The 23,171-nt window shown below is 66.5% G+C and carries 16 protein-coding genes; 5 read left to right on the top strand and 11 right to left on the bottom strand.

Annotated elements, in window-relative coordinates; all coding sequences use genetic code 11:
* Together ACYPYD_RS17630 and ACYPYD_RS17635 are read right to left on the bottom strand one after the other, a co-directional pair.
* Positions 1-506 (bottom strand): DUF6438 domain-containing protein (locus tag ACYPYD_RS17630; protein WP_459664500.1); only part of this gene is annotated, 506 nt, incomplete at its 3' end.
* Positions 507-516: 10 nt separating this feature from the next.
* Complete coding sequence (locus ACYPYD_RS17635; RefSeq protein ID WP_459664502.1) at positions 517-3,720, bottom strand: autotransporter outer membrane beta-barrel domain-containing protein; 3,204 nt, start codon at positions 3,718-3,720, stop codon at positions 517-519.
* A gap of 126 nt (positions 3,721-3,846) precedes the next feature.
* Here ACYPYD_RS17635 and ACYPYD_RS17640 point away from each other — a divergent pair, with 126 nt between their 5' ends.
* A complete protein-coding gene (locus ACYPYD_RS17640) occupies positions 3,847-4,224 on the top strand; it encodes an endonuclease domain-containing protein (protein ID WP_459664504.1) in 378 nt (125 codons plus the stop codon).
* A 99-nt stretch (positions 4,225-4,323) separates the two neighbouring features.
* On the opposite strand, the gene ACYPYD_RS17645 is transcribed toward ACYPYD_RS17640, so the two are convergent.
* From ACYPYD_RS17645 to ACYPYD_RS17685, 9 genes are all read right to left on the bottom strand, one after another.
* On the bottom strand, positions 4,324-6,750 hold the full coding sequence (locus tag ACYPYD_RS17645; RefSeq protein WP_459664506.1) for a TonB-dependent receptor: 2,427 nt from the start codon (positions 6,748-6,750) through the stop codon (positions 4,324-4,326).
* A gap of 4 nt (positions 6,751-6,754) precedes the next feature.
* The gene (locus ACYPYD_RS17650) at positions 6,755-7,681 is read right to left on the bottom strand and encodes a FecR family protein (RefSeq protein ID WP_459664508.1); all 927 of its coding nucleotides are present in this window, start codon (positions 7,679-7,681) and stop codon (positions 6,755-6,757) included.
* 69 nt (positions 7,682-7,750) lie between these two features.
* A complete protein-coding gene (locus ACYPYD_RS17655) occupies positions 7,751-8,275 on the bottom strand; it encodes an RNA polymerase sigma factor (protein WP_036524282.1) in 525 nt (174 codons plus the stop codon).
* 133 nt (positions 8,276-8,408) lie between these two features.
* Entirely contained in the window at positions 8,409-8,669 is a 261-nt protein-coding gene (locus ACYPYD_RS17660) for an RNA-binding protein (protein WP_008830483.1), read from the bottom strand.
* A gap of 54 nt (positions 8,670-8,723) precedes the next feature.
* Entirely contained in the window at positions 8,724-10,127 is a 1,404-nt protein-coding gene (locus ACYPYD_RS17665) for a UdgX family uracil-DNA binding protein (RefSeq protein WP_008830482.1), read from the bottom strand.
* A complete protein-coding gene (locus ACYPYD_RS17670; protein WP_459664509.1) occupies positions 10,124-11,365 on the bottom strand; it encodes a putative DNA modification/repair radical SAM protein in 1,242 nt (413 codons plus the stop codon). Before ACYPYD_RS17670 ends, ACYPYD_RS17665 begins: the two co-directional genes overlap by 4 nt.
* Positions 11,366-11,651: 286 nt before the next feature.
* Positions 11,652-14,141, bottom strand: a complete 2,490-nt coding sequence (locus ACYPYD_RS17675; RefSeq protein WP_459664511.1) for an ATP-binding cassette domain-containing protein — start codon at positions 14,139-14,141, stop codon at positions 11,652-11,654.
* The gene (locus tag ACYPYD_RS17680; protein WP_008830479.1) at positions 14,138-15,013 is read right to left on the bottom strand and encodes a branched-chain amino acid ABC transporter permease; all 876 of its coding nucleotides are present in this window, start codon (positions 15,011-15,013) and stop codon (positions 14,138-14,140) included. The genes ACYPYD_RS17675 and ACYPYD_RS17680 overlap by 4 nt, the downstream gene beginning before the upstream one ends.
* A gap of 4 nt (positions 15,014-15,017) precedes the next feature.
* The gene (locus tag ACYPYD_RS17685) at positions 15,018-16,202 is read right to left on the bottom strand and encodes an ABC transporter substrate-binding protein (RefSeq protein WP_459664513.1); all 1,185 of its coding nucleotides are present in this window, start codon (positions 16,200-16,202) and stop codon (positions 15,018-15,020) included.
* A 233-nt stretch (positions 16,203-16,435) separates the two neighbouring features.
* Between ACYPYD_RS17685 and ACYPYD_RS17690 the strand changes: the two genes are divergently transcribed.
* The 4 genes from ACYPYD_RS17690 to ACYPYD_RS17705 all read left to right on the top strand — a co-directional run bounded on the left by ACYPYD_RS17690 (position 16,436) and on the right by ACYPYD_RS17705 (position 23,146).
* Positions 16,436-17,227 (top strand): GntR family transcriptional regulator, encoded by a 792-nt coding sequence (locus ACYPYD_RS17690; RefSeq protein ID WP_008830477.1) that lies wholly within the window; start codon positions 16,436-16,438, stop codon positions 17,225-17,227.
* Complete coding sequence (locus ACYPYD_RS17695; protein WP_459664514.1) at positions 17,224-17,868, top strand: flavin reductase family protein; 645 nt, start codon at positions 17,224-17,226, stop codon at positions 17,866-17,868. The genes ACYPYD_RS17690 and ACYPYD_RS17695 overlap by 4 nt, the downstream gene beginning before the upstream one ends.
* A 596-nt stretch (positions 17,869-18,464) precedes the next feature.
* The gene (locus ACYPYD_RS17700; protein WP_459664516.1) at positions 18,465-21,755 is read left to right on the top strand and encodes a TonB-dependent receptor; all 3,291 of its coding nucleotides are present in this window, start codon (positions 18,465-18,467) and stop codon (positions 21,753-21,755) included.
* A 20-nt stretch (positions 21,756-21,775) separates the two neighbouring features.
* Entirely contained in the window at positions 21,776-23,146 is a 1,371-nt protein-coding gene (locus tag ACYPYD_RS17705) for an amidohydrolase (protein ID WP_459664518.1), read from the top strand.
* Positions 23,147-23,171: the final 25 nt, after the last annotated feature.

A 23,171-nucleotide genomic window follows, 5' to 3' on the forward strand; every position in this document is an offset into this window, starting at 1 on the left:
TCGCCCGGCCAGGTCTTCTGAGCTGCCCATTCCTCGACGCCGAGGCGGCCGAGTTGTTGTTCCACCGTACGTGCCATCGCAGACCCTTCCGGCGAACGGCAGCCCATGTTGTACGTGAGGGCGGTGCGGCGGCCGTCCGCGCCCATCCACTCGACGGTCACGCTCGACATGTCGGTGGCGGCCTCGGTACAGGCGTGGGCACGCTCCTCGCCGGTCTGCGGACGCATCGGCGCGAGGGCGCGGCGCACGTCCTCGTACGTCGCGCGGCCGACCGAATGGGCGCGCTGGCCCAGCACGGCGGTATGCCGCTCGCCGGTGAAGTCAACGCGTCCGGCGGGCGTCACGGCCACCTTGTACACCGGGCAAAACCCGAAGCACGGACCGCGCGATATGCGCAATTCCTCCCCCGCCGGAGCGGGGGAGGCGGCGCCGGGCCGCACGCGGGGGGCGCAGCTTAACAGCAGCCCGGCGCCCAGTACGATGCCGCAGAGGAGTGGTCCACGCATCGTCCTGTCCTTACCAGCCAATGGTCACGGAGCCGCGCAGCGCGAGATCGACCCGGCCGTGGCGATCCTCGGCCGAGAGTTCGCCGCCCATCGTGAAGCCCGATGAGCCGCCGATCGCACGCAGGCGCGCGAACCAGCCGCTCGTCGCGCCGTCGCCTTCCAGCGTGAAGTTGTCCCCGCCCTCGAAGTGCGCGGTGGTCGAGCCGATGCCGCCATTGACGATCTCGCGCCAGCCGCCCTCGGTTTCCATGCGGAACCAGTTCTCGTCCCGTGCCTTCATGCCGAGGAAGTCGATGCCCACGGTCATGCTCGGGTTCACCGCCAGTTCGTCGCTGGTGCGCGAGGCGACGGTGAGGTTCAGCTTCTCGCCGCCGGTCTCGGAGTAGCCGTCTTCCTTCAGGCGCACGTAGTCGACGGTGACGCCCGGACGGAAGAAGAAGAACTGCGAGCCGCCCTCGATCGCCGCGCCGCCCGCGAAAGTGACGAACTTGCCGTCCCACTTGGCGTCCATGGTGCGACGCACGGTTTCCGAACCGATGGCGCCGTAGAAGTTGCGCTCGCCGTCGAACTTGGCCGTGCCGACCGAGCCGCGTGCAAAGGCGCTGACCGGGCCGAACTTGGCGCGCCAGTGCGCCGCCAGTTCGAATGCGTCCGAGTTCACGTCGGTCAGTGCGCCGTTCTTGTGGTTGTTGTTGAGGTAGGCGACGGTGCCGCCGAACTTGCCGAGGCCGGTGCGGTACTCGGCGGTCGCCGACCATGCATAGCCATTCAGCTTGTAGGCGGCGGTGTTGCCGGCCTTCCGGTCGCTGCCCCAGATCGCCATGTTGAGCGTGGTGGAGAAGCGGCCGCTCGCGGTGATCGGTCCCTGCGGGTCCTGCATCTGGCGGGCGAGGGCGCGGGTGCCCAGGCTGATGCCCTCGAAACCGCCGCCCGCGTGGTCGGGCAGCATCTGGCCCACGGCCGAGCGGAAGGCATCGCCGTTGGTCAGGCCGAGGAAGACCTGCTCGATCTTGTCGTCCTTGGCCAGCTGCTTGAACACCGCGTCATAGGCGGCCGCGCCCGAGCGGTTGAGGCCGAGTTCGCTGACCGTGCGGCGCGAGACGTCGACAACGATGGTGTTGGCCGCCGCGTCCTTGTCCAGTTCCGCCTTGAACATGAAGGGAACGAGGTCGGTGTTGGTGGCCAGCTTGTCGCGGCCGGTCAGGCTGCCTGCGGTCAGGACCTGGTAGGAGCCCTCGGCGGTCGAGACGTCGGCCAGGCGGATAGCCAGCTTGGAGCCTTCCGCGAAGGTGGCGTTACCCGATACGGTGTAGGACGAACCGGCGCCTGCGGTCTTGTCGAGCGTGACGAGGACCATGCCGGTGCTGCCCACATCGAGCGAGGCCATCGTTGCGGGCTTCCTGACGTCGAGCAGACCGCCCGACACCTTGACCGCCAGCTGCGAGGAATTGGTGAAGGAGCCGGAGAAGTACGCCGTGCCCGAAATGTTCAGCACGTCCGCGCCGCCGCCGAAGTCCATCGCGCCGTTGAAACCGCTGGTGCCCGCCAGCGAGACGGTGTCGGTGCCCGCGCCGAAGGTCACGTTGCCAGTCTGCACCGCGTCGCCCGAGAGGTTCAGCGTATTGTTGCCCGCACCGAAGGCGACGTTGCCGGTGAGAGTGCCGTCGGCAAGGTCGAGCGTGTCGTTGCCGCCCGCGAACCACACGTCGCCGACGATGGCGGGCGCGGTCACGCCGGACGCCACCTGCGTCTGTTTGACGGTGACGTCGCCGGTCCCGGCGCGCAAGTCGATGGCGATGTTGCGCGCGCCGTCCTTGGCGCCGGTGGCCGAGATGGTGCCTGCGTTCTCGATCAGGTTCAGGGTGCCGCTGGCGTCGACGATGGCCGTGGCCGAGCCCTTTTCGCCCGCGACCGCCTTGATCGTGCCGCTGTTGCGGATGGTCGGCAGGTTGCCGCCCGCGTCGACGCGCACGGCAGTCGCCAGCGCATTGTCGGCATTGCCCGATGCTGCGGCGATGTTGCCGGTGTTCTGCAGCAGCGGCGTCGTCGCGCCGGCGCCGATGCGAAGGGCCGTGGCGCTGGCACCGTTGGCATTGGCGACGACCGAGCCGGAGACGCCGATGCCGTTGGCAATCGTCACCGCGCCGCCGCGTCCGCCGATGACGAGGCCGTTGGCGGCCACGCCGGAGTAGAGGCCCTGGCCCTCGACCGACCCTTCGATGATCAGCCCGAATTTGCTGCCGGTATTGGCGACAGGGCCGATGGTGACGGCGTGATCGGTCGCGCCCACCTGCATGGCGGCGGCGCTGCCGTAGGAGACGACCTTGGCGGTGCCTTCCTTGCTGTCGTCGATGCCGTCGCCATCGGAGTCCGGCTTCGCGGGGTCGGCCTTAGGCGCGGCGGCGAGGATGATCCCGCCGGTCACGTTGCCCTCGACGATCAGCGCCGAGCCGCCCTGCAGCAGGTCGTCGGCGTCGAGCTTCGACGGATCTGCGGGCGGGGTGGTGTAGCGATAGCCGGTGGCGGCTACCGTGCCCTGCACGACCATCGCGCCGTTGACGTCGCCTGCGAAGCGCGCGCCGATCGCGTCCTTGCCCTGCGCCGAGACGGTGCCCGCAAGGCGCACGTTGCCGTCGATACCCTGCGCCGAAACGCCGATGGTGCGGTCGCCGACGATGGTGGTGGAGCCATCATGTGTGAAGGTGCCGGTCAGCTTGCCGCCAAGCTGGATACCCGCCGAATCGTTGCCCTCGACAACGATCTTGCCGTTCTGGGTGAGCTTGCCGGTGTGGTCGCCCTGGGTGCGGATGCCGACGCGGTTCGATCCCAGCGCGAAGGGACCGTCGAGGTCGCCGTCCTTGTCGGTGTCGGTCGGCGTGTAGGTTTCATCGACGGTGATCGTGCCGGTGTTGGTGATGTCACCGCTGGCGCCTGCGACCGAATTGATGCCGACTGCGCCGTCGGCATTGGTGATGGTGATGTTGCCCGCGTTGGTGACCGCGTGGTTGCTGTCCTGCGTGACTGCGGTGCCAGAGGTCAGGACGACCGAGCCTTCGGCGGTGATGTTGATGGCATCCGCCGCGCCGCTCTTGATGGTCGAGGTGCGGATGGGGGCGGTGAGCTTGGTCTTGATGTCCTCGGCATGCGCGGCGGTCGCGAAGGCGAGCACGGCGGTGGTGGCAAGCAGGGTCCTGGCGGTAAGCTGGGAAGGCATCTTCGTCCCTTTTAGGTCTGTAGTCTGACCCTTGAGACGGAGGCGCCGGGAGGCAGCCTTGGAAAAAAGTTCCGGCTTGCCGACATTTCATTTCGTGCCGTTGGGTTTCGGCGCGAAATTCGGCGGATGGCGGGGGTTGGACTTCGGGATACGGGCAGGGCGCGTTTGCTACGCAGAGAAGCGACGCCAGCGGAGCGGCGGTTGTGGCGATATATTTCCCGCTCGGCGCTGGGGGCAAAATTCAGCAGGCAGATGCCGGTGGGGCCATACTTCGCCGACTTTCTGTGTCGTGAGTTATCGCTTGTTGTGGAGCTTGATGGGTACTCTCACGGTTTTCGCTTGAATTATGATGCTGCGCGGGATCGGTGGATGGCGGAGCAGGGCTATCGGGTGCTGCGCTTTTCCAACGAAGCGGTGTTCGGTCAGCTTGACGGGGTGCTTACCGTGATCCGCATGGAGATCGAGGCGCTGCGCTCTCGCCCACTCCGTCCGGCTAGGCGATAAATCGCCAAGCCTTCCGACCCTCCCGCAAGCGGGAGGGTGAACCCGTCTTTCCCCCCTCCCGCTTGCGGGAGGGGCCGGGGGGTTGGCCTTCCTTCTTTCCTAAAACCGCGCGTCCAGCCCGACCCGAACCGTACGCGGCCGCAGCGGCGTCGTCTGGTCTCGCCCGGTCCCGAACGGCGTCCCGAGTGAGAAGCGATTACCGCGCGAATTCGTGATGTTGCTGAGCGTCAGCGTCACACCGTAACGCTCGGTCCCAACCCGCAGGTCAGCACCACTGTCAAGGTAATCCCCCTGCGGATCACCCAGTTCCGGGCCGATGCCGAGGCGCGACTTGCCGACATAGCTGGCCCAGCCATTGGCGGTCAGCCGCAGGTTCTCGCCGATCTCGCGGTTCCAGCCGAGGCTCATCCGGCCGGAGAACTGCGCGATGTTCGGCACCTGCATCGACCGGGCAAGCGTCGCGTCGAGCAGGCTGGTCGGAGACAAGTTGCTGGCCGCCATCGACCGCGCGACAAGCCCGAGCAGTTCTACGGGCGGCTGATCGACCTTGCTCTGGTTCCACGTCGCGCCGGCCTCGAGCCTCAGGCCTTGCAACAGCTCGACGCCGCCCGTCACGCTGGCCGACCACACGCGGCCGTCGCCGATATTGGCTGTACTCGGCAGGCCCGAGTTGTCGATGAAGTCGGCCTGGATGTCCTGCCAGCGGGTGTAGGAGACGCTGGCGGAAAGATCGAAGGGGCTGACGCCGGGCTGGCCGTGCTTCACCCCGAATTCGAACGTGCGCGTCCGGTCGCTCTGGAAGCGGCGCACGAAGTCGCTCTCGATCGCGAAGCCGCCGGGACGGAAGCCCTCCTGATAGCGCATGTAGAGGTTAGTGGCCTCCATCACTTCGGCGTTGAGCGCCAGCGAGGGCAGCACTGTGGTGGTCGTCCGGTCCGCCGTGACCTGTGCACGGGCCTGCGCCATCGCGAACGACACCGCTGGCAGGATATCCTCGCCCGATCCGCCGAGCCGCGAATGGGTCAGGCGCCCGCCTGCGGTGGCGGTAAGACCGGGACGGATGCGCAGGCTGGCTTCGGCGTAGAGCGTGAACTCGTCGATGGTGTTGCGCACGCCGGTGGCGGCGGTGGTCGTCACGAAGTTCTCGAAACTGCGCGTGAGCACCGTGCGGTTGTGGGTATAGCTGGCGCCGACCAGCCACCCGAAGCCATGCGTCTCGGGCTGCCAGATCCGCGTCTCGTGCGCGATCATGCGCGTGCGGTTCCCTTGCGAGAACAGGCGCGGCGCGTCCGGATCGATCGTGGCGTCGTAGCGCTCTTCCAGATGCTGGCGCACCGCGCCGGTGGTCGAGCGCACGCGCACCTCGCCGATGCGGCCGGAGATCACCAACTGGCCCATCAGGTAGTCGGCGTCCGAACCCTCGCGCACTTGCGCACCACTGGTCAGCGGCGGGCGGGCATTGCGTCCCGCATACTGGCTGTCGCGCGCATCCGTGGACTGGCCGAGGCCGATCAGATCGACCGTCCAGTCCGGCGCGACCTCCGCGCGAAGCCCGGCGCGGCCGCCGAGGATGCGCGTACGGTTGACGTCCTTGCGGCCGAGCAGCGGCTTGTCGATGTAGCCGCCCAGCGTCGCCGCGTCGAAGTTGGCGCGCAGGGCCACCGAGTTGCCGAGCGGCAGGTTGACCATCGCCGCCGCATCGCCGCCAGGCGCGCCGCTCTGGGTCAGCGATCCGCCGACCGAAATCGCGCCTTCGGTCTCGCCGACAACCGGGGCATTGGGCACGAGGCGGATGATGCCGCCCAGTGATCCGGCGCCGTAGAGCGTGCCCTGCGGCCCCTCCAGCACTTCCACCCGCGCCATGTCGGAGAGGCGCAGGTCCGGGTCCGGCGCATTGTAGCTGAGCCTGAGGTCGCCGAGGTACTGCCCCACCGTCGCCTGCGTCGGCCCGGTGAAACTGGAATCGGCGATGCCCCGGATGAACAGCTTGTTGCGCCCGCTGCCAAGGTGCGTGGATGTGACGGTGGCGACGCGCTGGGTGATCTTCTCGGTGCCGCCGATACCCCCTGCCTCCAGCGATTCCCCGTCGAGGATGGTCACCTGTCCGGGCAGTTGTCCGAGGGTGAGGTCGCGCTTGGAGGCCACCACCACGATAGGATCGGCCGCTTCGGTCTCGACGGCAAGCGGCGCTGCCGCGGGGGGAGGGGAAAAGCCCCGGACGGGTGTTCTTGCCGCGGCGCTTGCCTCGATGCGCCAGGCGCCGGGCGCGACGGCGATGGCCCGGCCGCCCGCCTTGCGCGCGAGCAGGCGCACCGCCTCGGCCGCACCCATCCGTCCGCGCATCGCGGGGACCATGCGGGATGCCACTGAGGGATCGGACACGACGATGCTGGAGCGGGTCTGGCGGGCCAGATCGATCGCGACCTGACCTGCCGATCCGGCGCGCGTATCGACCGCCATCTCCTGGGCGACGGCGGTAGCGGGCATGGCCATTGCGGCCGCCACGATACAGATGGCACCGCGCATCGCCTCAGTGCGAGCCGATCACCCAGCGTCCGTTTTCGGACCGTACCGACAGTCCCAGCAGCGGCCCGATGGAGCCCGGATCCTTGCGCAGCGGCGCCACCAGGATCGAGCCGGAAACCGCGCCCGACCCGCCGGATGCCGCGACATACTCGATGCCGGTGGCTCGCTTGAGCTGCGCGGCGACGTCATCCAGCGTGGCACCTTCGAAGGTCAACCGACCCTCGCGCCATTCGCCGACTTGCTCGGCGGGAAGGCGGGCAAGTGTGTATTCGCTCGTCCCAGCCGGGCGGCGCAGGACTTCGCCGGGCGATACGCGCACGTCGGCGCCATCCGGATCGAACTGCACGGCGCCTTCGGAGACCGCGACACTCAGCCCCTGTGCATCGCGGCGCACGTCGAAGACGGTGCCGATATCGACCAGCCGTTCTTCGCCCACGGCGACCTCGAAGGGGTGCGCGGCATCGTGGCGCACGGTGAATAGCGCCTGCCCGTGTTCGAGCCGGGCATAACGCTTGTCCTTGCGGTCGAACTCGACGGCGGTGCCGCCCGCGAGTTCGATGCGGGTATCGGCGTCGAGCGTGACCCGTCGGGTCTCGCCCAGTGTCGTCTCGATGGTGTAGAGATCGCGCTGCTGGCTCTGGAAGGCCCAGAACCCGGCCACGACCGCGAGGCTTGCGGCGATCGCGCTTGCCAGCCAGGGACGGCGGCGGCGCGGCGGTTCGGCGGAGGAGGCGTCGTCGTTGGCCGGAGCGGAGGCGGCGACGAGTTCGGCTGCATCGGCCACCGAGGCCGCGATGTCGTCATAGGCGCGCGCGTGCGCCGGATCGCCCTCCAGCCAGAGGGTGAACGCTTCCCAGTCGGTGAACGCGGGGTCACCGGCTCGCACAGCCCAGCCGAGCGCTTCGTCCCGGATCACATCTTTATTCGCCATGTCGTTCGCCATCGGGCGCTCCTTCACCGGCGATGACGGAGCCGATCGGCTGCAGCCTCATCGCAGGCTTCATTTCGAGCGTTCCTTCCATTCCGCGAGCGCCCGGTAGGCGACGCGCAGGTCGCTTTCGACGGTGCTGAGGCTCAGGCCCATTTCGCTCGCCACGACTTTCTGCGGCGTGCCTTCTATGCGGTGGCGGCGGAAGATCGTCGCCACCCGCGCGCCCAGGCCGTCAAGCAGGGCAAGAACGCTGGCGGCTTCCTGCGCGGCGGCGAGGCGGCGTTCGGCGGAAGGCTCGGCGGAAACGCCCGGCGGATCGCCCGCATTCACCTCGGTCCAGTCGCGAGCGCGCGCGTCCGCCTGCCGGGTCGAACGGAAACGGTCGATCATCAGCAGGTCGGCGGTGCGGAACAGATAGGACAGCGGTGATGCAACCGGACCGGGACGGCTGGCGCCAATCTTGAGCCAGACCTCCTGAACGAGGTCCTCAGCCGCATCCCCCGCGCCGCGCGCGCGCATAAAACGCAGCAGCTTCTCCCGATGTTCGAGAAAAGCCGCTTCAAGGCCGGCTGTGGGGGAAGTTTCTGCGGTCACGAAGAAGGGGCGCGAAGTCTGGGGCTACTCTTGGTCGGGCAGCCTGATAGACGTTCGCACGCCTTCGGGGAAGTACCGTCGTCCCGACATCGACCGCGGTGCCGGGACGAGGAAAGATCAGGTCGAGAGAATTTCAGTTCACTGCGCGAATATGATGCCCCGGCTCGATCGCTGCCGGGGGAGCTGCTTCCAGCATGTGGTCATGTTCGGCGAAGATCCGTTCGATTTCGCTGCGCTTGTCGAAGATCATGCGGGCCACACCCGAAGTCATCCCGCCTTCGTCCCCGACCCGGCCCAATACGCCGGCAAGGTCTTCGAGCGTCGCGCGCTCAGGGCTGCTGTGGAGTCCGCCCTTGGTATCGCGGTAGGCAGTGCATTCGCTGGCCATGACCATTCCCCTTCAATGTTTGCCGTCCTGTTGAACGCGCGGAGGCCTTCGGAGTTGCACTCAGCCGACTCCACTCGCCGCAAGCAACTGCGCGAGACCGGCAAGATCTTCAGCGAAGCGCCCCTGTTCGCGCTCCCGGCTCTCACCGTCGAGACGAAGCAGGTAACTGGGGTGCGCGGTGAGCCAGACACGTGTGCCGTCGGGCAGGTAAAGTGCCCGGCCACGTTCGCGTCCGATCGCCGGGGTGCGCCCCAGCAAGCCGCGCGCGCTGCTCGCGCCAAGGGCCAGCACGACTTTCGGCTTTACCAGCGCGCGTTCGTTGTCGAGCCACCAGCGGCACATATCTATCTCGCCCGCCGTAGGGGCCTGGTGCAATCGCCGCTTGCCGCGCGGGGCGAACTTGAAGTGCTTGACCGCGTTGGTGACGTAAGCCGCCGTCCGGTCCACGCCTGCCTCGCCGAGCGCGCGGTCGAGCAATTGCCCGGCTGGCCCGATGAAGGGGCGATTTTCGCGCTCCTCGGTATCGCCGGGCTGTTCGCCGACGATCATGAGGTCGGCGGTCTGCGGCCCTTCGCCCATGACGGCGCGCGTGCCGTTGCACCCGATCGGACAGCGGCGGCATTGTACGATACCTTCGGCGATGGCCTGCAGGCTGAAGGGCGCGGCTTCCTGCTCGAAAAGATCGGCACCGCTGGCGATCATCGCAGCCTCGCGCTTGTGCGCCCCCGCGATGAGATCGGGAATCTGGCGAGCTTCGGGCAGGTTCTTCCAGTACCGGCGCGGCATCTCCTTGAGCATCATGCCGACCTTGAGCCGCGCCGGATTGAAGATCGAGCGATAGTAGCCGAGCCACAGGTCCTCGGTCGCGTCTTCAGCCGGCGCGTCCGCACGCGATGCGGGCGGGCCTTCCAGCAATACTTCCCCGTCCCAGTGCAGGGAAAGGCGGGGCGTCAGGATCGACCAGCGCTGGCTGGCGAAGCGGTTGACGAAGAAGTCGGCGTTGGCGCGCTCGATCCGGTGTTCGGGCTCGAACCAGGCGACGAAGCGTTCGATCCCGTCTTCGTCGGCCACGCTGCGGAAACGGACGAAAGCGCGCATCTTGTGAATGTCCCGCCGGACCTGCTTCGCCATGCGCTCCAGCGCTGCGACGTCGCGATCGGCGGCATCCTCGAGCAGGCGAGGCCGGTCCTGCAGCCGCCAGAGCACGCGATAGAGCAGCCCCAGCCGCGCGGCGTCGCAGTGCAGGACGACGCTTCCGGCAAGGTCGAGAAAAGCCCGGCTCGCCCGCACCTGACGCAAGGGTTCCGTAGACTGGGGCGACGACGGTGCGGCGAAAAGATCCGCCGAACCGTCCGCATCGCCCCAGGCCGTCGCCTCGGGCGCTATGCCGCGCGCGACCAGCCGCCGGGCCTCGTCGCGCCAGGCCTCGAAGTCGTCGGGCTGCCCGATGGCCGCGGCGATCATGCGAACAATTCCATCTGCTGCGCCGGTGGAGCAAGGCGCGCTCGCAGGTCCGCGCGGTCGAGGAGCAGGGTGGGGCGCCAGTCGTCGGTGACGATGAAAGGCCGCAGCTTCTTCACCGAGATGCTGAGCCGCGCGAGATCCTCCAGCCGGATCGATCGATGCCGCCGCGCGGCGAGGATCGCATCGACCGCCTTCACGCCAAGCCCCGGCACCCGCAACATCGCTTCACGCGGGGCGCGGTTCAGATCGACCGGGAACCGGTCCCGGAACTTGAGCGCCCAGGCGAGCTTGGGGTCGATGTCGAGCGGCAGCATGCCGTCATCCTCGGTCGCCTGTTGCACGTCCTGCGGCGCGAAACCGTAAAAGCGCATCAACCAGTCGGACTGATAGAGCCGATGCTCCCGCATCAGCGGCGGGCGCCTCAGAGGCAATACGGCGCTGCCCTCGGGGATCGGACTGAAGGCGGAATAGTACACGCGCTTGAGGGCAAAGCGGTCGTAGAGCGTACTGGCCTTTCCCACGATCTGGGCATCGCTGGCGCCGTCCGCGCCGACGATCATCTGAGTCGATTGCCCGGCGGGGGCAAATATGGGCGCCTTGCGAAAACGCTTTCGAGCATCATGCGCCTCGGTTATCGCGCCCGAAAGCCTGCCCATGGCACCTTCTATGGTGGCCGCGTTCTTGTCCGGCGCAAGGCGAGACAATCCCGCTTCGGTAGGCAGTTCGACGTTGATCGAGACCCGGTCCGCCCACAGCCCGGCCTGAGCCACCAGTTCGGGGTCCGCCTCCGGAATTGTCTTTAAATGGATGTATCCACGAAAATCGTGCTCTTCCCGCAGGATACGTGCGACCTCTATCAATTGTTCCATCGTATGGCTGGAAGACTTCACGATCCCGGAGGAGAGAAACAGCCCCTCGATATAGTTGCGGCGATAAAACGAAAGCGTGAGATCTACCACTTCCTGCGGCGTGAAACGCGCGCGGCGCACGTTCGAGCTCTTGCGGTTGATGCAGTAATGGCAATCGAAGATGCAGTGGTTCGTCAGCAGCAACTTCAGCAGCGAAATGCACCGCCCGTCCGGGGCATAGGCATGGCAAATGCCCATGCCCTCCGTCGAGCCCAGCCCGCGTCCGTCACGACTGTTTCTTTTCGCGGTACCGGACGACGCGCAGGAGGCATCATACTTGGCGGCATCGGCAAGAATTTCGAGACGGTCCATGATGGAGGAACGAGACATATGTTCCTTATATGTTCCAATCAAATCCTTTGCAAGTCGGCCGATGGTGAGTCGTCATATCCGTTTAATCCGGATTGGTACGATCGCGTCGGCGACCCAGATTGGGGGTGCTGCCGACGGGTCAGCAATGCTAACCCCCTGTCAAACGGCAGCGGTCGCGGCGATCGGTGTCCCGGTCGTCGCGACCTTTTGATCTGCGTGGGCAGCTTCTATTTTCCGGATGCATTTGCCGCCGAGCTGGCAGGTCGGTCACCATGGAGCCAGGCGTGTCCGTCCGGAGCTCGGTTCAGCCGCCGAAGTACAGGTTATCGAGGCTGTCGTCCGCGGCGATCTGCGCCGATGCTCCCGCCGCTGCGACATGGCCGCCGCGCAGCACATAGGCGCGGCTGGACAGGTTGAGCGCCAGATCGGCCATCTGATCGACGATCATTATCGCCATGCCTTCGTCGCGAAGCTGCCGAAGCTGTTCGAACAAGTCCGACGTCATCTGCGGCGACAGCCCCAGCGAAGGTTCGTCGAGCAGGAGCAGGCGCGGCTGGGCCATCAGGGCGCGGCCGATGGCCAGCATTTGCTGTTCTCCGCCCGACAGCAGCCCGGCCTGCCGGTCCAGCATGGTGGCAAGGCGGGGAAAGCGCTCCAGTATCGCCGACATGCGTGCCGCCGCATTCTCACGGCGGGTATAGCCGCCGAGCCGCAGGTTGTCGTGGACCGACAGTTCAGGGAAAACCTGCCGTCCTTCCGGAACCAGTACCAGCCCCTGGCGTACGCGGGCGCGGCTGTCCTGCGCACCGATCTGCGTGCCTTCGAGCCGGAGATGGCCCGAACGCGGCGCCATCAGTCCGGAAAGGATGCGCATCAGCGTGGATTTGCCCGCGCCGTTCGCGCCCAGCAGGGCGACGGCTTCGCCGGGGCGGACTTCGATGTCGATGCCGTGCAGCACATCGACTGCGCCATAACCCGCGTGGATCGCGTAGGCGCCAAGGCAGGGCTCTCCGCCTTTGGGAACGGCCGGGGCCTGTCCGCCGATCCGTCTTTCGCCCAGATAGGCTTCGCGCACGAGAGGGTCGGCCTGGATCTCGGCCGGTGTGCCTTGTGCGATCAATGCGCCGGTGCGCAGCACGGCAACCTGATCCGACACGCTCATCACCAGCGCCATGTCGTGCTCGACCAGCCCGACGCCGATCCCGGCTGCGGCGATCTGGCGCAGCAGATCGCCCAGCACGCGCTTTTCCGCTTGCGAGAGCCCGGCGGCGGGTTCGTCGAGGAGCAGCGTGTGGGGGTCGGTCGCCAGCGCGCGGGCGATCTCCACCAGGCGCCGGTCGACATGCGCCAGTGCACCTGCAGGCGTCGATGGCGCGCCCTCGAAGCCGCAGGCCAGCAGCAGGGCGCGCGCATGCCGCACATCCGTGCCGGTTCGGTCGAGCGCCTTGCCGTGCAGCGCGCCAAGGCGGCCCTTACGCATGGCGAGCAGGACGTTGTCTTCCACGCTCATGCTGTCGAACAGGGCCGAGGTCTGGTAAGTGCGGGCAACGCCCGCCCTTGCGGACAGCCAGGGTCTGCCGGGCGCGAGCAAAGTGTCTGCAATCCTGCGTTCGCCGGTGTCCGAGCGGTAAAATCCGCTCAGGATGTTGATGACGGTCGATTTTCCAGCGCCGTTGGGGCCTATCAGCGCCGTCACGGTCGCTGCAGGCATGGCGATATCGAGGTCGGTGATCGCCCGCACGCCGCCGAAACTGATCCCCAGCCCCTGTGCCGAAAGGGCGGCGCGCGGGCGAGCAGGCAGCAGAGCGGCGATGGTGGCGGCCTCGTCGGCGCGGTCGCCGGTCGTGGTCGCTGGCAGGCGCAGCATCCCGGCGATGCCGCCGGGGGCCAGCCATAGCACGATCAGCACCAGCGCGGCGTAGGCAAGGACGCGGTACGCTTCGAAGGAAGAGAGCAGTTCGGGCAGCAGGCCTATGACGATCGCGCCCAGCACCGGTCCGGGGCGCGATCCGGTGCCGCCGATCACCACCGTCAGCACCAGCAGGATCGAGAAGTTGAGGCCGAAGGACTGCGGCGTCACGAAACTGTTGAGCGGTGCGGAAAGGCCGCCCGCCAGCGCGCAGCACCCGGCAGACACCATGAAGGCGACGATGCGCGTGCGCGTGGGGGATATGCCGATGGACGCAGCGGCATTCTCCGAATCCCGCACGGCGCGCATGGCCTGTCCCCAGCCGTTGGCGGACAGCACATGATAGGCCGTCATCACCAGCGCTGCGACGATGATCGCCGCGATCGCCATCGCCCGGTCGCCCAGCACGATCCCCGCCAGCGAGAGGGGCGGTATCTGCAGGATGCCGCTCTGGCCGCCGGTCAGGCTTTCGGCTTCCACCAGCGTCTGTTCGACCACCAGACCGAAGGCGATGGTCACCATGGCCAGATATGGACCTTTGACGCGCAGTGCAGGCAGAGCCAGCAGGCCGCCCACGCCGATCGCGATCACGACGCCGAGCGGCCAGGCCAGCCAGAACGGCAACCAACCGTGCGACGTGCAGATCGCCACGGCATAAGCGCCGATCGCGTAGAAAGCGGCGTGGCCGAAACTGAACTGGCCGCTCAGGCCGATCAGCACGTTCAGCCCGATACCGGCAATGGCCAGAAGCGCGATCTGGCCGATGACGAAGGCGTAGTAGCCGTTGAGCAGCAATGCCCCGGCCACGCCGCCCAGCAGGCACAGGCCCCAGAGCGAGAGCGCCGCTTTCCGATGGAGGGCGGGATTAACGGAGAGAGCGGTCATACCTTGCGCACCTTTGCTCGGCCAAGCAGCCCGTCGGGGCGCACGGCAAGGACGATGATGACCAGCATGAAGGTCACGATCTGGGTATAGCCCGAGCCGACCCCGAGCGTGACGAGCGCCTCCACCAACCCGAATAGCAGGGCGGCGGCAACGATGCCCCAGGCGCTGCCGAGCCCGCCCAGAATGGCGACGGCGAAAGCCTTGAGGCCCAGCACCACGCCCATGCCGCTTTCGACATGGGTGAGCGGCGCCACCAGCATGCCGGCGATGCCCGCAAGGGCAGAGGAAAGCGCAAAGGCGGCGGCGATCACCCGGCCTACGGGAATGCCCATTATCGCGGCGGCATCGCGGTTCTGGGCCACGGCCAGCATGGCGGTGCCGTGCAGGGTGCGGCGGCGGAACAGGTCTATGCCCGCCGCCAGCGCCAGCATCACCACCGGGATCAGCAGATGCAACGGATAGATGCCGAGATCCATGCCGCCAACCCGCAACGAAGTCTGCGCCAGCGGCGAGACGAGCGATCGCGGCTCCGCGCCGAACACCAGCATCATCCCGTTGTCGCAGACGAGGCCGAGCGCCACCGTCGCCATCAACCAGGCGTCGGACTTGCGGCCCAGGAACGGACGGATCGCCGCGCGCTCCACGACCAGTCCGTAGATGCCGCAGGCAAGGATCGTCACGCCCACCGCGATGGGCACCGGCCATCCGGCCTCAGTCATCATCCAGAGCAGCACCGCGCCCAGCATCGCGCTGGAGCCTTGCGCGAAATTGACGGCACCGCAGACCGACGCGGTGATGTGGAAACCCAGGGCGATCAGTCCGTAGATCGAACCGAGCGCAAGGCCGGTGAGGAGGGCGGGCAGGATGTCCATGTCCTCAGGCAGCCTTCGACGGCAGCGGCACGATGCGGCCCTGATCGAATTCGGCCCAGACGTAATCGCGCTCGTCCAGGGCGTCCTGACCATGTGCGAACGGTGCGTCATAGGTCTTGATCAAGCCCTCATAGCGCCCGATCCGGGTGAAGCCGCGCCGCACCGCTTCGCCGTCCAGCGATCCTGCGGTGCGGATGGCCAGAGCGGCCAGATGCATGGCATCATAGGCATTGGCGACACCGACGGCGGGGGTCACGTCCTGCGGCCCCCTGATGTCCGGGTACTTCGCTTTGAGAGCGGCAAGAACGCGGGTCTTCACCGGGGTGTCCGGGCCGAAAAAGCTATAGGTCTGCACGAATTTCACCTTGTTCGCGTGAGGGCCTGCCAACTCGGAAAAGCGTCCCCCTGCAGGTCCCCAATGAGAGACGATCGGCACGTCCCAGCCCATCTGGTCCAGCGACTTCACGACCTGCGCCGACGGACCGACCGTCGCCACCATCAGCAGGCAATCCGCTCCGGCAGCGCGCAACCGGCCCAGTTGCGGCGTGACGTCGACGTCCGAATGCTCGAACTTCTCCGAGCCCGCCAAAGGCAGCGCAGCGGCGGCGAGGGCGGCTTTCAAGCCTTTTTCGTTGGACTGTCCCCATGGATTGTTCAGCAGGATCAGGCCCGGCTTGCGCATGCCGTAATTGCGCTGTGCGAAAGCGACCATCGCCTTGTCGACCAGTTCGTCCACGGCCGAGACGCGGAACACGTAATTGGGATCGGTGCCGTTATGCGTGATCACCGTTCCCGCCGCCCAAGGCACTACGAAGGGCACGCGCGCGGCGGTGGCGATCGGCACGATCGCGCGGGCCACTGGCGTATCCAGCCCACCGAACAGAACCGCCACGCCTTCCTTGTACAGCAATTCGCGCGCGGCGATTACGCCCTTGCCGGGATTGCTCTCGTCGTCGCGGCGGATGAGTTTGAGCTTGCGGCCAAGCAAGCCGCCGCCTGTATTGATCTCGTCGATGGCAATGCTCAGCCCTCGCGAGATCGCTTGGCCGGACTTGGCCGACTGGGCGGTGAGCGCAGTGATCAGGCCGATACCGATCCGGTCGCTGCGGCGCGCGCATCCGGAGAGAGCCGTCGCCGCGCCGCCAATCATGCCGGCGAGGATGGTACGCCTGGGAACGAGAATCGCCATGGTCCGCCTTCATTGAGGTTCGCAATCTGGCTATCATTCTCGCGCAACAATTCAACACAAAAATCGTCAACGATTTATATATCAAATCGTCTATGATTTTACTTGCCATAATCGTTGATTCTGGTGCAAAGCGAATCCGGCGCATCCATCGTGTGTTTTGAGAGTGGAGTGTCGGTGAGGGGTGGGGCGTTGTCGCGGTGTTGCGGCTGCGTGGTGAAAGGCGGTTTTGGATCATGAAGCAGAGTGTCGACATGTCGGACGAAGGTGCCAGTGCCGTTTCTCCCAAGGCTGCAGCCGGCCGCCGTGCGCGCAAGGCAGAGGCTGCGCCTGATCTGGTCGCGCCGGCAGTGAGCCATGGCGGGGATGTGGAGCAGCATATCTACCAGACCGTGTTCGACAGCGTGCTCAACCAGCGGCTGACGCCCGGGACCAAACTGCCGGAGCCTGCGCTCTGCGAACTGTTCGGGGTTTCGCGGGCGGTTATTCGCAAGGTTTTACAAAGGCTTGAGCATGAGCGTATCGTTGAGCTAAGGCCCAACAAGGGCGCCGTCATCGCCGCGCCTACGCCTGAGGAGACGCGGCAGATCTTCGAGGCGCGGCGCGCGCTGGAAGTCTCCATCGTCGAGATCGCGGCGCGGCGGCATACGGCGAAGGATCTTGCCGACTTGCGCAAACTGCTCGCGCATGAGCATGAGGTTACGCATAACCCCTATCAGCCCGCCTGGGCGGCGTGTGCGCGGGAGTTCCACTTGCGCATCGCAGCGGTGGCGGGGAACCCGATCCTGACCGCCTACCTGACCGAATTGATGACGCGGTGCTCGCTGATCGTGGCGCTGTACCAGCCGACCGGGAATGCCGCGTGCGAGCACGCCGAGCATGGGCGCATCGTCGACTACATGGAGAAGGGCGATGTCGCCTCGGCCCGGGCGGAGATGGGGCGCCATTTGCGCGCGCTGGAGGACAATATCAGCCTCGATCGCGGGTCTTCGACGCAGAGCCTTGCCCAGATGTTGAACCTGGGATGAGTACGACCCCGCCCGCCACGCACGTCGATTTCGATGCGATCGGCGCCTATCAGCGCTACAAGCTGATGGCGAGCCTGATCGTGCCGCGGCCGATCGCGCTGGTCACCACCGTCAATGCGGGCGGCGTGGTCAATGCCGCGCCCTTCAGCATGTTCGCGATGCTGGGCGAGGACCCGCCGTTGGTGATGATATCGATCAACCGGCTGCAGGACGGCGCGCTCAAGGATACCGCTGCCAACATTCTGGAATCGCAGGAATTCGTCGTCCACATGGCGGACGAGGAGATTGCCGCGCAGATGCACGATTGCGGCACTTCGCTGCCGCCCGAGCAGAGCGAGCTGGACCTTGTCGGCTTCCATTCGGTGCCGTCCACCGGCGTCCTGCCGCCGCGCATACTGGAGGCGCCGATCGCCTTCGAATGCCGGCTGTGGGAGACGATCGAGACTGAGAGCCGGTATATCTTCCTTGGGAAAATCCTGCATCTGCATGCGCGTGAGGGGCTGGTCGATACCGAACTCTGGCGGGTGAACCTGCAGGACTATTTCCCGGTCGGCCGCTTCGGCGCGAGCTTCTACACCCGCACGCGGGACCGGTTCGCCTTGCAGGGCGAGGCGCGGGAAACCGCCATCGATCGGATCTGATCGGGCGTTCGGGCGGTTCGAAGCAAACAGGAAGATCGGGCACGCAGAGACGCGGAGGCCCCGCTTTCAATTTCACGGTGCGTTTTCCTCGACGCTGAAATGAGGAAAGAGCCTGCGGCGCCAATCGGCACCTCTGCGCCTCCGCGTCTCTGCGTGAACCATTCCATTCACGGCGCCTCGATGGGCACTCAAGCGGCATCCAAGCGGCACTCAACGGCACCTAGCGGGGGTCTAGCGGGGGTTCTGGCGGCACCCGGAAGTGCGCAAGCGCGCTCCGGAAGGGCGGCCTGGTGGTGGCAGATAGACCCTAAGCCAGCCGCTTGATCGTGAACGATTCGATTCCATGGAACCCAAAAATCGCCTTGTGATTTCGGCACCGGCGGCTTTGCCGTTGCTGCATCGCAAAAGAAACCCGCAGAAAATCAACGTTCGCGAAAAATTGTTAGATCGTTGACGATTTAATCTTGGATCATCGACGAAAATCGCCTTATGACATGAGTCGCAACGAGCGATCGGGTCGCCGGGTGCGGCAAGGGCAAGAGCCCGCCGCACCGCATTCCGGTCGTGATCTCGACACAGCCATGGGGGTGACGATCATGCGTAACGCGAAGCTGACTGCCAGATTTTCTCTCGGTCTTTCTCTGGGTGCGATGGGGATCGCGCTTGCGGTGCCGACCGCGATCCACGCGCAGATCATTACAGGCGCGATCAACGGCCGCCTGACCGATCCTGACGGCAATCCCGTCGGCGGCGTGCCGGTCACCGTGGTCCACGTTCCCTCGGGCACGACGACCACCGCCACCACCAGCGCCGACGGCGTCTATGCCGTGCGCAACCTGCGCCCCGGCGGGCCGTACCGCGTCACCGCGACGTCGCCGGAACTGGGCACCAAGTCGGTCGACGTACCCGCGATCAACACCGGCGACGCCTTCCAGCTCAACTTCGCGCTGGGCGAAGTCACCGAGATCGTCGTCAGCGGCAAATCGTTCGAGGGCGGGGACCTGAAGACCGGACCCAGCTCCAACTTCTCCGCACAGAAGATCGAGGCCGCGCCGTCGATCAGCCGCGATCTCAAGGATCTGGCGCGGATGAACCCCTTCGTGGCGGTCGACCCCAGCAACAGCGATGCGCTGGTCTGCGGCGGCGCCAACAACCGCACCAATTCGCTGACCATCGACGGCGTGCGCCAGAACGACGACTTCGGGCTGCAGGCCAATGGCTATCCCACGCAGCGCTCGCCGATCTCGATCGACGTGGTCGAGACGCTGGGCGTGGAACTGGCGCCTTATGACGTGAACTACGGCGCGTTCGGCGGTTGCACCCTGAATGCCACCACCAAGTCGGGCGGCAACAGCTTCCACGGTCAGGTCTTCTACGAATATACCGGCGATGCGCTGCAGGGCGGCCGCTTCGGCTACACCGATTTCCAGGACGGATCGAAGCAGGACCGCCGCCTGACCGGTAAGTTCTCCGAAAAGACCTTCGGCGCGACGCTGACTGGCCCGATCATCAAGGACACGCTGTTCTTCACGCTGAACTACGAGAAGTTCGAGCGTTCGGAGCCGTCGCTGGTCGGGCCTTCGGGTTCGGACTTCGCCAACCAGGTGCCCGGCGTCAGCGTGGCGCAGGCGAATGAAGTGCGGCAGATCCTGAAGGACCAGTACGGCTACGACCCGCTGGGCTACGAGGCGACCAAGCTGCCTTCGCGCGACGAGAAGTTCTTCGGCAAGCTGGACTGGAACATCGCGCCGGGCCACCGCGCCACGGTTTCGTACCAGCGCACGCGCGGCTCCTCGATCTCGGCCAACGGCAACACGCTGACCGGGTCGAGCACCTCGCTGGGGCTGCTGTCGCAGTGGGTGGAGCGGCAGAACAACCTCGACGTCTACAAGGCGCAGGTGTTCTCCGACTGGACCGACAACTTCAGCACCGAAATCAGCGCGTCCTACAAGAAGATGGACAATCCCGGCTTCCCGCTGGCGGGCAACGACTTCGCGCAGTTCCGCGTCTACCTGAACGGGACGACGACCGGCCCGAGCGTCTATGCGGGCACCAATGCCTCGTATCAGGCGAATGAGCTGACGACGTACCTGCAGCAGTACCGCGCCAAGGCGACCTACACCGCCGGATCGCACCGCATCACCGCCGGGTACGAGCGCGAGGCGCTGAAGATCTGGGATCTGTTCGTGCAGAACGCCAACGGCTCCTACGTGTTCAACTCGCTGGACGATCTGCGCGCGGGCAATGCCTCTTCGGTCAGCTATGCCAATGCGGGCAGCAACCAGAAGGCGGATGCGGGCTTCACGCTGCACACCACGACCAACACGCTCTACCTGCAGGACGAATGGGCGGTGCTGCCCGAACTGACGATCAAGGCGGGCGTGCGCTACGACTTCTTCGAGCAGTCCGACCGGCCGGACGAGAACCCGGTGGTGATGGCGCGCTACGGCATTTCCAATACCGAGAACCTCGACGGCAAGCACCTGCTGCAGCCGCGCTTCGGGTTCAACTGGAAGCCCGATCCGACGCTGACGGTCTATGGCGGCGTCGGCCTGTTCGGCGGCGGCTCGCCCACGGTGTGGACGGCGAACACCTTCTACAACACCGGGCAGATGCTGGGTAACGTGACCTGCACCCGGAGTGCCACGGCGAGCGCGGCATGCCTTGCGGGGCTGAGCAACGTGGACGGGTTCAACGTCAACCCGGCGCTGCAGGCGGCCAATACCGCCAGCGCGGCGCGCGGGCAGGGGCTCATCAATGCGCTGGACAAGAACTTCAAGCCGCAGTCGACGTGGAAGATGTCGATCGGGGCGCAGAAGGAGTTCGATCTGGGTGCGTTCGGCAACGGCTGGCGCGTGGCGGGTGAGTTCATCCACTCCGAAGTGCAGAACGCGGTGGCGTGGTACGAATTGTACGCAGGCGCCAATCGCGGGCCGGATGCGCCGGACGGGCGGCCGACGTATCTGCCGGGGCGTGAGAACCGCAACGACATCCTCGTGACCAACACCAAGCAGGGCTATGCCAACCAGCTGGGTCTGGCGCTGGCGAAGACCTGGCGTGAAGGGCCGCTGGACGGGCTGGAGGCGATGTTCTCGCACACCTACATCCGTTCGAAGGACGTCAATCCCGGTATCACCACGGTGGCTGCGTCGAACTACAGCGGGGTGGCGACTTCGGACCCGAACGATCCGGCGCTGGCGACCTCGAACTATGAGTTCCGCCATCTGTCGAAGCTGTCGGTCAGCTATTCGCATGCCTTCTTCGGCGACAACCGCACGCGCCTGACGCTGTTCGGGCAGAGGCGCTCGGGGCAGGTGTTCAGCTATACCTTCGATGTGGGCGCGAATGCCAACATGGCCGCCGACATGCTGGTGGGCGAGAACGGCGCGCTGGCGACGCGCAATCGCCAGCTGCTCTATGTGCCGCAGACGAGCGGCGGGCAGGTGACGGCGGGCAGCGATGCGATCGTGACGTATGCGCCGGGCTTTGACATCGCTGCGTTCAATGCTTTCCTGAAGCAGAACGGGCTGCTCAAGTATGCGGGCAAGATCGCGCCGCGCAATGCCTTCACCGCGCCTGCGCTGACGACGATCGACATGCGGATCAGCCAGGAGATTCCGGGCTTCTTCCCCGACGGGGCGAAGGCGGAGATCTATCTCGACGTCGAGAACCTGGGCAATCTCATCAACCGCAAGTGGGGCGTGCTGCAGCAGATCCCGTCGCCTTATGTCTCGGCGAACGTGGTGGCGCGCAATTGCCAGATCGCCGGGGCTTGCCCGACGCAGGGCAACTTCTACCAGTACGACAGCTTCGTCGGCCGCGCGGCGACCAGCTTCAACACGCAGTCGGTCTGGCAGATGAAGATCGGCGCGCGGTTCAAGTTCTAAGGCTTAGGGAAGGGACGACGATGATGGATCGCAATGACATGCAGCTTTCCCGCCGGGGTATCCTTGCCGCCGCCCTGGTGGCGGGGGCGGCCGGGGTCGCGGCTCCGGCACTGGCGGCGAAAATGAAGCCGGCCGGGGCGAAGCCCGCCGAGGCGCAGGGCGCGAGCTTCCTGCTGCGCGGCGTGACGCTGGAGACCGGCTACAAGCGCGAGGGCGGTGAGGTCATCGGCACCGAGACGGCGAAAGCCTCGGTGCTGGTGCGGGGCGGGAAGATCGCCGCGATCCTCCCCGCCGATGCGCCTGCGCCGATGGGCGTGGCGGTGCGCGATGCGAAGAGCATGCTGCTGCTGCCCTCGTTCCGCGACATGCACATCCACCTCGACAAGACCTTCTACGGCGGCCCGTGGGTGCCCCCGCGCAAGCGGACCGAGGGCATTCGCGGGCAGATCAAGCTGGAGCAGACGCTGTTGCCGCAGCTCCTCCCCACGCTGGAGGAGCGCGCGGGCAAGCTGGTCGATCTGCTGCAGTCCAACGGCACCACGTTCGCGCGCAGCCAGTGCAACGTCGATCCGGTGGTGGGGACCAAGCACGTCGAACTGCTCAAGCACGCGCTCGACAGCCGCGCCGACGGGTTCGGGCATGAGATCGTGGCGTTCCCGCAGCACGGCTTCGTCAGCGCCGACCTGATCCCGACGATGCGCGCGGCGATGGCGGCGGGGGCGACGCATGTGGGCGGCATCGATCCCACCGCGCTCGACGGCGGGATGGAGAAGTCGGTCGATGCGATGATGCAGGTCGCGCTCGACATGGACAAGGGCGTGGACATCCACCTGCACGAGCCCGGCGCCAGCGGCATCGCCGCGATCCGCCGCATCGCCGACACGGTGGAGCGCGAACCCGAACTGCGCGGCAAGGTGACGCTCAGCCACGCGTTCTCGATGATGTCGCTGCCCGCGCCCGAGATGGAGGAACTGGCCGCGCGCCTCGCCGCGCTGGACATGTCGGTGGCGTCCACGCTGCCGTTCGGCACGCGGATGATGCCGATCCCGATCCTGCTGGACAAGGGCGTCAAGGTCTACACCGGCACCGACAGCGTCGAGGATCACTGGTCGGTCTTCGGCAGCGGCGACGTACTGGAGAAGGCCAAGCTGGCGTGCCAGCTCTATGGCTGGAGCGACGAGTACACCATCTCGCAATCGCTGAAGATCGCCACCGGCGGCCCGACCCCGCTGGATGCCGCGGGCAAGCAGGTCTGGCCCAAGGCAGGCGACGCCGCCGACATGGTGCTGGTCCCGGCCGCCTGCTCGGCCGAGGCGGTGGCGCGCCAGTCGCCGCGCAAGGCGGTGTTCCACGCGGGCAACCTGGTGTCGGGCGCGCTGGACGCGGCCTGAAAATCGCGCGGCCTTCGTCCCGGGT

It is taken from the genome of Novosphingobium sp. 11B (assembly GCF_054589055.1).